This window comes from Roseateles sp. (assembly GCF_039595595.1).
GTDB lineage: Bacteria > Pseudomonadota > Gammaproteobacteria > Burkholderiales > Burkholderiaceae_C > Roseateles.
In genome coordinates, this window is the sequence record NZ_JBCNLG010000008.1 from 181,919 (window position 1) to 193,026 (window position 11,108).

Below are 11,108 nucleotides of genomic sequence, written 5' to 3' on the forward strand. Positions count from 1 at the left end.
CGCGGCGCGTGCACAATCGCGCCCATGCGACTCCTGCTGGTGGAAGACGACTTGATGATCGGCGAGCAGCTGCTCGAGCTGCTGCGCGCCGAGGGTTATGCCGTGGACTGGGTGCGTGACGGCGAGATCGCCGACACCGCGCTGCAGTCCCAGACCTACGACCTGGTGCTGCTGGACCTGGGCCTGCCCAAGCGCGACGGCATGAGCGTGCTGCAGGCGCTGCGCGGCCGCAAGCAGACGGTGCCGGTGCTGATCGCCACCGCGCGCGACGCCACCGCCCAGCGTGTCGCCGGCCTGGACGCCGGCGCCGACGACTACGTGCTCAAGCCCTTCGAGCTCGACGAGCTGCTGGCCCGCATCCGCGCGCTGCTGCGCCGCGCCGCCGGCCGCGCCGAGCCGGTCTATGAGCACATGGGCGTGAGCATCAATCCCGCCACGCGCGAGGTCACCGCGCACGGCCACCCGGTCACGCTGTCGCAGCGCGAGTGGGCGGTGCTGGAGCCGCTGATCGCGCGCCCCGGCATCGTGCTCTCGCGCCAGCAGCTCGAGGAAAAGCTCTATGGCTGGAAGGACGAGATCAGCAGCAACGCGGTCGAGGTCTACATCCACGGCCTGCGCAAGAAGCTGGGCGCCGAGCTGATCCAGAACGTGCGCGGCGTCGGCTACCGCGTGCCCAAGGAATGAACGCGGCGTCGGAGGACGGCGCGCCTCGCCGCCCCCGGTTCATGCTGCTGCCGCGCTCGCTGCGCTACCGGCTGCTGCTGTTCCTGCTGGCCGCGATGCTGAGCAGCGCGCTGATCCAGGGCATGAGCGCCTATCGCAACGCGCTCATGGAGACCGACGAGATCTTCGACTACCAGATGCAGCAGGTGGCGCTGTCGCTGCGCGCCGGCATGGGCACGGGCCTGCCGCTGCCGCTGGGCGAGGAACAGAGCATCGACCTGATCGTGCAGGTCTGGGGCCTGGACGGCACCCCGCTGTACCGCTCGGCGGGCCCGGACTGGCTGCCGCAGCGCGCGGTGCTGGGCTTCTCCAACGTCGCGCTGCGCGGCAAGCGCTATCGCGTCTTCGCGGTGCAGGGGCGCTTCCAGGTCGTGCAGGTGGCGCAGGACATCGCGGTGCGCCAGCGCATGGCCGGCCAGCTCGCGTGGCGCACCGTGCTGCCCACGGCGCTGATGCTGCCGATGCTGGCGCTGGTCGTGTGGTGGGTGGTGTCGCACTCGCTGGCGCCGCTGGAGCGCGTGCGGCAGCAGCTCTCGCGCCGCGCCGCGCAGGACCTGGCCCCGGTCGACGAGGAGGACCTTCCCGCCGAGATCCAGCCGCTGGTCACCGAGCTCAACGCGCTGCTGGACCGGGTGCGGCAGGCCTTCGAGCAGCAGCAGCACTTTGTCGCTGACGCGGCGCATGAGCTGCGCTCGCCGCTGGCGGCGCTGAAGCTGCAGCTGCAGTCGCTGCGCCGCGCGCCGGACGACGCGTCGCGCGCGCAGGCGCTGGAGAAGCTCGGGCTGGGCATCGACCGCGCCTCGCACCTGATTGAGCAATTGCTCGCGCTGGCGCGCCAGGACAGCGCCAAGGCGCAGGCGCCGGCGCTGCCGATCGCGCTGGACGCGCTGTGCCGCGACGCGGTCGTGGACGCGGCCACGCTGGCACAGGCGCGCGGCATGGACCTGGGCCTGGGCCGCTGCGATCCGGCGCTGGTCGACGGCCATCGCGAGGCGCTGACCATGCTGCTGCGCAACCTGCTCGACAACGGCATCAAGTACGGCCGCAGCCGTGTCGACCTGAGTCTGGAGCGCAGCGGCGGCATGGCGCTGCTGGTGGTCGAGGACGACGGCCCCGGCATCCCCGATGCCGAGCGCGGCCGCGTGTTCGACCGCTTCTATCGCTCCGAGGCGCAGGCGCAGCAGGCGCCGGGCAGCGGCCTGGGCCTGGCGCTGGTGCGCAGCATCGCCGACGACCACGGCGCGGCGCTGCGGCTGGGGCACAGCACGGCGCTCGGAGGCTTGCGGGTGGAGCTGGCCATGCCGCTGTCCAGGGCCGTGACCGCGCTGCCGGCGAGCCCGCCCGGATTAAGAGCGACCTAAGCCTAGGTCCTCACACTTCAAGCCATCGGATCGGCGCCGACCTGTTCGGTCCCGCCGGCCGCAGCGAATCTGGAGGTTCAGATGGCTCAGCAAGTGGAGAAGATGATTCCGGTGAAGAAGCTCGTGTGGGCGCTGGCCGCGGCCGGCGTGTTGGGGGCCGCTGGCGGTGCGCTGGCGATGCGCAACGCCAAGATCATGCCGGTGGCGGATACGCAGCCGGCGGCGACCGCGGCGGCCTCGGGTGACACCCAGGTCGCAGCCGTCACGACGCCGCTGGCGAACGCGGCGGCACCAGGCGCGGCACCTGCGGCGAACTACACGCCGCCCCCCGCCGGCATGCCTGACTTCGCGCAGATCGCCGCGGCGCAGGGGCCCGCGGTGGTCAACATCAGCGTGTCGGGCACCGTCAAGACGCGCGCCGCGCGCGGGCCGCAGATCGATCCCGACGATCCCTTCTACGAGTTCTTCCGCCGCTTCGGCGTGCCGGGCATGCCCGGCGGTCCGAACGGCGGCGACGGCGGCAGCCGCGAGATCCGCGGTCAGGGCTCGGGCTTCATCGTCAGCAACGACGGCATCATCCTGACCAACGCCCATGTGGTGCAGGACGCGCAGGAGGTGGTGGTCAAGCTGACCGACCGCCGCGAGTTCCGCGCCAAGGTGCTGGGCAGCGACAAGTCCACCGACGTCGCGGTGCTGAAGATCGACGCCAAGAACCTCCCCACCGTGCGCCTGGGCGCGACCCGCGACCTGCGCGTCGGCGAATGGGTGCTGGCGATCGGCTCGCCCTTCGGCTTCGAGAACAGCGTCAGCGCCGGCGTGATCAGCGCCAAGGGGCGCTCGCTGGGACCGGACGAGAGCCGCGTGCCCTTCCTGCAGACCGACGTCGCGATCAACCCCGGCAACTCCGGCGGCCCGCTGTTCAATGCGCGGGGCGAGGTGGTGGGCATCAACTCGCAGATCTACAGCGCGTCGGGCGGCTACCAGGGCCTGTCGTTCGCGATCCCGGTGGAAGTGGCGAACAAGGTCCGCGCCCAGATCGAGAAGGGCGGCAAGGTGCAGCACGCCAAGCTCGGCGTGATGGTGCAGGAGGTCAACCAGGGCTTCGCCGACTCCTTCAAGCTGGACCGCCCGGAAGGCGCGCTGGTGGCCAACGTCGAGGACAACGGACCGGCGGCGCGCGCGGGGCTGCGCTCGGGCGACGTGATCCTGGGCTTCAAGGGCCAGAAGATCGTGTCCAGCGGCGACCTGCCGGCGCTGGTCGATCAATCGCTGCCCGGCGACAAGGTCGATGTCGAGGTGTGGCGCGCCGGCAAGCGCGAGACGCTGAGCGTCACGCTGGGCGATGCCAACGAGAAGGGCGCCAAGCTCGCCAAGGGCGAGGGCAATGCCGACTCGGCGCACGGGAAGCTGGGCCTGGCCCTGCGGCCGCTGCAGCCGGAGGAGCGGCGCCAGCTCGGCGCGCGCGAGGGCCTGCTGATCGAGGAAGTGGGCGAGGGCAGCGCGGCGGCGCGCGCCGGCGTCCGGCCAGGCGACGTGCTGCTGGCGATCAACGGCACGCCGGTGCAATCGGTCGATCAGGTCCGCGGCGCGGTGCAGGGCGCGGAGAAGTCCGTCGCGCTGCTCGTGCAGCGCGGCAGCGACAAGATCTTCGTGCCTGTGCGCATCGGCTGATCCGGGCGCTTTTCCTCCCTCCTCTTTCTTCTGCTCCCAACCAACCGCTGCCTGTGGCGGTTGCTCCGTGGGGCCCGCGCGTGGTGGCGCGGGCCCCTTTTTTTGCGCCGCCACCGGCGGCCGCGTGCTGGCATCATGCGCGCCATGCCGACGCCGTCCCGATCCGCCGCCAACGACGCCTCGATGTCCTCCGAGGGCGATGCGCTCGCGCGCTCGCCCGAGCGGGAGCAGAGCCAGCGCGCCATTGACGCCTTCATCGAGTCGCTCTGGATCGAGGAGGGCCTGTCGCGCAACACGCAGCTCGCCTACGGCCGCGACCTGCAGCTCCTGGCCGACTGGCTGGCCGCCGAGCCGCGCCGCCGCGCGCTCGACCAGACCGAAGAGCTCGACCTGATGGGCTACGCCGCCGCGCGCCACGAGGGCGGCAAGGCGAGTTCGGCGAACCGGCGGCTGTCGGTGTTCAAGCGCTACTTCCGCTGGGCGCTGCGGGAGCACCGCATCACGCGCGATCCGACGCTCAAGCTGATCACTGCCAAGCAGCCGATGCGCGTGCCCAGGACGCTGACGCAGCAGCAGGTGGAGGGGCTGCTGGAAGCGCCCGATGTCGGCACCGCGCAGGGGCTGCGCGACCGCGCCATGCTGGAGCTGATGTATGCGAGCGGCCTGCGCGTGACCGAGCTGGTGACGCTCAAGAGCGTGCACGTGGGCCTGCGCGAGGCGGTGCTGCGCGTGACCGGCAAGGGCGACAAGGAGCGCATGGTGCCCTTCGGCGAGGAGGCGCATGCGTGGCTGATGCGCTATCTGCAGGAGGCGCGGCCGCAGCTGCTGAGCGCGCGCGGCACCGACGACCTGTTCCTGAGCCGCCATGGCCAGGCGATGACGCGCGAGACCTTCTGGCGCATCGTCAAGAAGTACGCGGCAATCGCGGGCATCACGACGCCGATCTCGCCGCACACGCTGCGGCACGCCTTTGCCACCCACTTGCTGAACCATGGCGCCGATCTGCGGGCGGTGCAGCTGTTGCTGGGGCATGCGGATCTGTCGACGACGCAGATCTACACGCATGTGGCGCGGGAACGCCTGAAGGCGCTGCACGCGGCGCATCATCCGCGCGGCTGAACGCGGAGCGCCGATGCCCGAACCCGGGCGCAGCGGCAGGACACACAAGGCGCATCCCAGCACCTCGCCGCGACCCGCCAAGGGCCGCCAATTGTTCGCATGGCCTACCCTTCGTTCCTTCAGCCGTTCGGCGCGATGCCGAACCCGATGCCCTACGACCCGCTGGCCCTCGGGCTTGGCGGTTTCCCGTACCAACCCTGGCCTCCCGGCGTGGATCCGGCCCTGGCCTCACCGATCGCCCTTGCTGCGGCGGGTGTGGGGAACTGGCTGGCCGGCATCGTTCCTCCGTTCGTCAACGCGCTGATGACGCCGGCCTTCGGCAGCTTCCCGTCGCTGATGCAGACCGCCTGGCCGCAACCGGCGATGGACCCGAAGACCTCGCAGGACGCGATCGCGTTTGCCAGTCTCCTGAGCCAACAGAGAGTCACCGACCTGATCGCAGCCGAAGGTCAAGTGCCTGCTCCGGTGTTGACGCAGCTGCGCCATCCCGGACAGTCGGTGCAGTGGAGTGTTCCAGGCCCGGACGGCCAACTCGTGACGGCGAAGCTCCATCGCCTGGCCCCACCGACCGATGACTGCGGCTGGGTGCTACAGGCGGACGTGTATGAGGGCGATCAGCGGAAGTCATCGCAGCAGGTGCGGGTGTACGACATCAGGGCGAACCGGGCGCGTCCGACGGACTTCCGGGAGGCTGTGGCCCGAATCTGGGGGCCGATCAACCAACGTGCCTCCGAGGGAGACGATGTCCGCGTCGGGGTGGCCTGCACCGACGGCCTGGGACTCTCCACCGCCACCACCGTGGTGTCGCAACAAGTGAATCGCCAGCGAGAAGCGAGGCGCGAGCTGACCGAGGGGGGCGGCGGCACGTTCATCCCCCGAGGGGGGCACGCGCAGGAAGACGCCGATTACGAGAGATTCTTTCGGCAAATGCTAGGCCCGAATTTTCCCCGGGACCTGGAGTCCCTCCTGAAAGATCTCCCGCTTCCGACGCCCGCGCGCGGCCATGAGGGAAGCCGTCGTCCGATGCTCTCGCGCGCGACCTCCGATTCGAATATGTCCGACGCCGATTACGACTCCGGTTACGAGTCCGACGGTGAATTCACCGCCGCCGACAAGGACGAAGATTATCTTCCGCGCCTGCTGCGACTTCGCAGTGCCGACCCGCGTCCAACAATGAGCGAGAGCGGCACGCAGACGGAGGGTGTGTTGAAAGACTCTGCAGCACCCGCACCCGCACCCGCACCCGCACCCGCACCCGCGCGGCCGCCCGCAGCGGCCCACCCGCCCGCGTCGGCACTTGCGGCGCTTCAGGAACAGCCGCCTCCCGCAGACCTGCAGCCGCCCCTCGTGCCGATGCCCATGCCGATGGTCCCGGAGAAGGCACTACCGCCCGTATCGTCCTCGCGCCGGGATCCGCCGGCCAGAGGCGTGAGGTCCCAGCGCGAGATCGAGAAGCAGAGGGCTGAGCTGAGTCGCGGGATCGATGTGCTCTCGAAGGCGGCCAGCGATTTCCGGGTCAAGCACTTGCCGGATGTGCCGGCCGGCGATCCGGGTGCTGAGCCTGACAGGAAGGGGCTTGGGCGCTCCAGTTCGGTGCCTGATCTTCGTGCCGCTACCCCTGCGTTGACGCGCGCGCTCGGGAAGGCGCGAAGCGAGTCGGACCTCCAAACCCTTGGGCAGCCGACAAAGCCGGGGCTCGTGACACGCGAGATGACCGAGTTGTTCCGCGCGATCGACTTGTTCTCGACCCCGCGTTCGCGGATCAAGCGCGCTTTCGGCCTGGCGGCATCGGACCCGCTGGGTGACATGATGGAAAAGAGGATCGCGCCGCTGATCGACCGCATCCGGGAAAAGGTGCCGCCCAATGCCCCGAAACGACCGGACGCGTACGTCCTGGAGACGCTTTCCAAGGCGGCGCAGAACGCCTTCGGCGCCTTGCCCAGCGACCAGCAGGGCAGGCTGCGCAAGGCATTCGCCGACAACCATGACGTCCTTCGAGCCGTGCACAAATCGAGAGATCGAGCGCTGACATTCATGAGCGCGCCTGACGGGGATGTGACGAGCGCGGCATTCCGGAGCGCCGCTCGCCGCCAGGCAGCGCTGACCTACACGATCGCCGCGCTGGAGCAAGCCTCGAAAGCCCGTGTTTAAGCCACCGGCAGCCCCGCCGGCGGCTTGATCTCCTCCAGGCAGATCATCGACCGCACGTCGGCGACCCCTTCGAGCTGCATCAGCTTGTCGGTGAGGAACTTGGACAGCGCCTGCAGGTCGCGCGCGACCACCTTGAGCAGGTAGTCCGAGTCCCCCGACACGGTGTGGCATTCCAGGATCTCGGGGAAGTCGCGGATCAGCGACTCGATCTCGCGCACGCGGGCGAAGGCCTGGGCGGTGATGTTCAGGCTCACGTAGGCCGTCACCCCCAGCCCCAGCGCCAGCGGCGCGACATCGGCCCGGTAGCCGCGCAGCACGCCGCGCTCCTCCAGCGCCCGCACCCGGCGGAAGCACTGCGGCGCCGACAGATGCACCCGCGCCGCCAGGTCCACGTTGGACATCCGCCCGTCGCGCTGCAGCTCGTGCAGGATCCGCAGGTCGATCGCGTCCAGCGCGGGAAAGGCCTTCTTGTCCATCTTGTTCATCAGCGGCATCGTGGCGAGAAATCGTTGCGATTCTATGGATCCGAATGAACAAAGTGTGCGTTCCGGAGCGATGGCCTCGCACTCGGGCGGTGCCGCCTTCGGCGAGAATCGCGCCCCATGGATCACAGTTTCCTCTCCGCCCTCATCCTGCTGCTGCTGGTGCTGGACCCGCTCGGCAGCCTGCCGATCTTCATCCCCATCATGCGGGCCGTGCCGCGCGAGCGCCGCCTGAAGGTCGCCCTGCGCGAGGTCGGCATCGCCTTCGCCGTGCTGCTCGCGTTCATGTTCCTGGGCGAGGGATTCCTGCGCCTGATGCACCTGTCCGAGCGCTCGCTCGAGGTCGCCGGCGGCGTGATCCTCATCATCATCGCGATCCGGATGATCTTCAGCCACGCCGGCGAGTCCGCCTACGGCATGGAGACCGGCAAGGAGCCCTTCATCTTCCCGCTGGCCGTGCCGCTGCTGGCCGGCCCCTCGGCGATGGCGACGGTGCTGCTGCTGGCCTCGCGCCAGCCGGACCGCGTCGCCGAATGGATAGGCGCGCTGTTCACCGCGATGGTGATCTCGTTCCTGGCGCTGATCCTGGCCGACCGCATCCGCAAGCTGCTGGGCGACTCGGTGGTCTCGGCGCTCGAGAAGCTGATGGGCCTGGTGCTGACCGCCATCGCGGTCGAGATGATCCTGTCGGGTCTGAAGCGCTACTTCGTCGGCGGGCTCTGATCGGCGCAGGCGGCGATCTCCGCCGCCGCCTGGGCCGAGGCTGGCCAGGCGCGCCACTCGTCGGCGGTCATGCCGTAGAGCGCGCCGTCGAAGTCATACCAGTGCTCGATGCCGCGAAAGCGCATGCCCAGCTTCTGCATCACATGCGCGGAGCCGCTGTTGGCCTGGTCGCAGAACGCCACCAGCTGCGGCGCCTGCAGCTCGTCGATGGCGAAGGCCGCCATGCGGCGCGCCGCCTCCGACGCATAGCCGCGGTCCCAGCGGTCGCGCCGCAGGCGCCAGCCGAGCTCGTGCGGATTGGCGCGGTCGCGGCCGATGTGCTGCACGCAGCCGGCGCCGACGATCTGGCCGCCGTCGCGCTCCAGGAAGGTCCACCAGCTGTAGCCCCATTCCGCCCAGCGCGCCTTGACGCGGTCGATCATCGCCTGCGTGTCCTCCAGGGTGTCGGGCTTGCCGGTGATGTAGCGCATCACCTCGGGATCGCGGTTCATCTCGAACAGGCCCGTCAGGTGCGCGTCGGTCATCGGCTCCAGGCGGAGCCGGGGAGTGAGCAGGATGGTCATCGGGCGACTGTATGCCGGCTCAGCGCGCATGACTCCGGTCATCCCGGCGCGCCCCGTCCTCCGGGGACGGCGCGGGCGAGGGGCGTGACGGCCCCGCGCCCCGGCGCAGCGCGGACAGGTCGAGCTCCTGCGGCGGCGACGCGCCATCCAGCCAGCGGATGCGGCAGCGTCCGGCCCGTTTGGACTCGAACATCGCCTGGTCGGCGCGGCTGAGCAGCACCTCGGCATCGACGCCGTCGAGCGGGAAATGCGCGACGCCGATGCTGCTGCCCACCTGAACGACCGCGCCCGAGGCCAGGCGCACGGGCTCCAGGATCGCGCGCAGCAGGCGCTCGCAGATGGCGCGGCTCGCGCCCGGGCCGGCCAGCGGCGTCAGCAGCACGACGAACTCGTCGCCGCCCAGCCGCGCCGCCGTGTCCGACGCCCGGATCCCGTCCGACAGCCGCGCCGCCACCGCCTGGAGCACCTCATCGCCGGCGTCGTGACCATGCGTGTCGTTGACCGCCTTGAACCCGTCCAGATCCAGGAAGGCCACCGCCACGGTCCCGCCTTGCCGCTGCATCGCGCCCATCGCCTGGCGCAGCCGGTCGGCCAGCAGCGCCCGGTTGGGCAGGCCCGTCAGCGCGTCGTGGAAGGCGGCATGCTCGACGCTGGCCTCATGCGCCTTGCTCTGCGTGATGTCGACCATCATCCAGAGGGTGGTGCCGGGTTCGCGCTCGCCCGGCAGCGCCACGCCGTGCAGATCGACCCAGAACAGCTCGCCGTCCTTGCGCCGCATCTGCACCTGGCTGCGGTAGTGGCCGCCGCGCATCAGCACCGGGTAGGCGTTCTCGCCGAGCGCCTCGTAGGTGGCGGCGTCGACGTAGAGGTCGCGCACCGCCAGGTCGCGCATCTCCTCCGCGCTGTAGCCGAACATCCGGCCCAGCACGCGGTTCTGCCAGACGATGCGGCGCTCGCGCAGCTTGGCGATGGCGATGATCTCGGTGTCCAGCATCGCCTGCTGGTCCAGCATCAGCAGCCGCAGGTCCTCGGTCATCGTGTCGGCGAGCGCCTGGGCACGGACCCGGCCCGCGGCGAGCAGGTAGGTCGTGGCCCCCAGCAGCAGCGTCAGCAGCGTGCCGAAGAGTCCTGGCCCCCAGCCGGCCGCGTCGATCACGTCGCGCTCGTAGGCGGTGGTCAGCGCCGCCTCGACGCGGAAGGCGCGCCCCGCGATCACGATGCGGCGTTCGTCGGCCACCACCCGGGTGGCGAAGCCGGGGCGGCTGTCCGGCGCGGCATCCAGCGGCTGGATGCCGGTGGCGGAATCCAGCAGCAGGTCCTCGGTCCCGGTGTGGTCGTCGACCAGCAGCCGGAAGTCCAGCGGCGCCGCCGCCAGCCCTTCCTTGAGGCCGGCCAGGATCTCCTGCGCCACCAGCGGCGCGTAGAGCATGCCCAGCAGCGCCTGCCGGCGCTGCTCGGGCGAGACGGGGTCGGCGCCGTCGCGGAACACCGGCACCAGCAGCAGCATCCCGGGCCCGTGCGCGTGGTCCTGCACCAGCGGCACCGGGGCGGACAGCGTCGCCTCGCCCGAGGCGATCGCGCGCTCGATCGCCTCGCGGCGCACGCGTTCGGAGCCCAGGTCGAAGCCCCAGGCGGCGTAGTTCTGCGACAGCGGCTCGATGTGGGCGACGACGAAGAGATCCGGCGCCTGGCCGCTGCTGCGCACCGAGAACTGCGGCGCGCCATCGGCCCGCTGCGCGGCGATGAAGGCGGGCAGCTCCTCGCGCGGCACGCGCGGCACGAAGCCGAAGCCGCGCACCCCCGGGAACTCGTGCGCCAGGTCGCGGCTCTGGACGTAGGTGCGGAAGGCCTGCCGGTTGACCCGTCCGCGCAGCGCGGCGATCGTGCCGCGGGCGCCCTTGAGGCCGTACACCGGCGGCACGAAGCGCTGGACGACATCGCGCTGCAGCCGGTCGAGCTGGGCGTCCAGCACGCCATTGGCCTCGGCCACGACGTGATTGCGGTTCCACAGCATCGCGCTGAGCGTCAGCACCATGCCGGCGATCAGCACCAGCAGCGCGCCGACGACCGCGGTCATCGGCAGCTCCCGGGCGGCGCGCTCGTCCGGCCCGGGCGGCGCGGCCGGGAAGGCGGGCGGGGAGGGTGAGGCTGGATCGATGGCGGGCTCTGCGGCCGGCTCCGGAGGCATCCCTGAAGAGGCGTTCATCGGCGGTGCGGCGGGGCCGCGAGCACGGAACAGCTGACAACTGTAGGCCACTGCCCGTGCGCCGACACCGGCGTCCCTGCGGGCGGTCCGGATTCGTTACATCTGGCGT

The 11,108-nt window shown here is 70.7% G+C and carries 9 protein-coding genes; 6 read left to right on the top strand and 3 right to left on the bottom strand.

What is annotated here, in order from left to right:
* Positions 1-24: 24 nt before the first annotated feature.
* The 5 genes from ABDW61_RS12740 to ABDW61_RS12760 all read left to right on the top strand — a co-directional run bounded on the left by ABDW61_RS12740 (position 25) and on the right by ABDW61_RS12760 (position 7,025).
* The gene (locus ABDW61_RS12740) at positions 25-684 is read left to right on the top strand and encodes a response regulator transcription factor (protein WP_343639106.1); all 660 of its coding nucleotides are present in this window, start codon (positions 25-27) and stop codon (positions 682-684) included.
* Positions 681-2,084: an ATP-binding protein gene (locus tag ABDW61_RS12745; protein ID WP_343639107.1), complete on the top strand. Its 1,404-nt coding sequence runs from the start codon at positions 681-683 to the stop codon at positions 2,082-2,084. The genes ABDW61_RS12740 and ABDW61_RS12745 overlap by 4 nt, the downstream gene beginning before the upstream one ends.
* A gap of 81 nt (positions 2,085-2,165) precedes the next feature.
* The gene (locus ABDW61_RS12750) at positions 2,166-3,755 is read left to right on the top strand and encodes a DegQ family serine endoprotease (protein ID WP_343639108.1); all 1,590 of its coding nucleotides are present in this window, start codon (positions 2,166-2,168) and stop codon (positions 3,753-3,755) included.
* Positions 3,756-3,938: 183 nt separating this feature from the next.
* On the top strand, positions 3,939-4,874 hold the full coding sequence (gene xerD / locus ABDW61_RS12755; RefSeq protein ID WP_343639156.1) for a site-specific tyrosine recombinase XerD: 936 nt from the start codon (positions 3,939-3,941) through the stop codon (positions 4,872-4,874).
* Positions 4,875-4,973: 99 nt separating this feature from the next.
* Positions 4,974-7,025 (top strand): hypothetical protein, encoded by a 2,052-nt coding sequence (locus tag ABDW61_RS12760; RefSeq protein WP_343639110.1) that lies wholly within the window; start codon positions 4,974-4,976, stop codon positions 7,023-7,025.
* Here ABDW61_RS12760 and ABDW61_RS12765 read toward each other — a convergent pair.
* Positions 7,022-7,510, bottom strand: a complete 489-nt coding sequence (locus ABDW61_RS12765; protein WP_343639112.1) for an Lrp/AsnC family transcriptional regulator — start codon at positions 7,508-7,510, stop codon at positions 7,022-7,024. The two genes, ABDW61_RS12760 and ABDW61_RS12765, sit on opposite strands and share 4 nt — an antisense overlap.
* Before the next feature lie 117 nt (positions 7,511-7,627).
* On the opposite strand from ABDW61_RS12765, the gene ABDW61_RS12770 reads away from it, so the two are divergent.
* On the top strand, positions 7,628-8,230 hold the full coding sequence (locus tag ABDW61_RS12770) for a MarC family protein (RefSeq protein WP_343639114.1): 603 nt from the start codon (positions 7,628-7,630) through the stop codon (positions 8,228-8,230).
* On the opposite strand, the gene ABDW61_RS12775 is transcribed toward ABDW61_RS12770, so the two are convergent.
* Both ABDW61_RS12775 and ABDW61_RS12780 read right to left on the bottom strand, forming a co-directional pair.
* Positions 8,209-8,793 (bottom strand): GNAT family N-acetyltransferase, encoded by a 585-nt coding sequence (locus ABDW61_RS12775; protein ID WP_343639116.1) that lies wholly within the window; start codon positions 8,791-8,793, stop codon positions 8,209-8,211. The genes ABDW61_RS12770 and ABDW61_RS12775 overlap by 22 nt on opposite strands.
* 19 nt (positions 8,794-8,812) lie before the next feature.
* Positions 8,813-10,870, bottom strand: a complete 2,058-nt coding sequence (locus tag ABDW61_RS12780) for a CHASE domain-containing protein (protein WP_343639118.1) — start codon at positions 10,868-10,870, stop codon at positions 8,813-8,815.
* Positions 10,871-11,108 lie beyond the last annotated feature (238 nt).

Bases quoted from the DNA above. Each gene is read 5' to 3' on its own strand.
- ABDW61_RS12765 (WP_343639112.1), bottom strand. From the start codon at position 7,510: ATGAACAAGATGGACAAGAAGGCCTTTCCCGCGCTGGACGCGATCGAC.
- ABDW61_RS12780 (WP_343639118.1), bottom strand. From the start codon at position 10,870: ATGACCGCGGTCGTCGGCGCGCTGCTGGTGCTGATCGCCGGCATGGTG.
- ABDW61_RS12740 (WP_343639106.1), top strand. From the start codon at position 25: ATGCGACTCCTGCTGGTGGAAGACGACTTGATGATCGGCGAGCAGCTG.
- ABDW61_RS12760 (WP_343639110.1), top strand. From the start codon at position 4,974: ATGGCCTACCCTTCGTTCCTTCAGCCGTTCGGCGCGATGCCGAACCCG.
- ABDW61_RS12770 (WP_343639114.1), top strand. From the start codon at position 7,628: ATGGATCACAGTTTCCTCTCCGCCCTCATCCTGCTGCTGCTGGTGCTG.
- xerD (WP_343639156.1), top strand. From the start codon at position 3,939: ATGTCCTCCGAGGGCGATGCGCTCGCGCGCTCGCCCGAGCGGGAGCAG.
- ABDW61_RS12775 (WP_343639116.1), bottom strand. From the start codon at position 8,793: ATGACCATCCTGCTCACTCCCCGGCTCCGCCTGGAGCCGATGACCGAC.
- ABDW61_RS12745 (WP_343639107.1), top strand. From the start codon at position 681: ATGAACGCGGCGTCGGAGGACGGCGCGCCTCGCCGCCCCCGGTTCATG.
- ABDW61_RS12750 (WP_343639108.1), top strand. From the start codon at position 2,166: ATGGCTCAGCAAGTGGAGAAGATGATTCCGGTGAAGAAGCTCGTGTGG.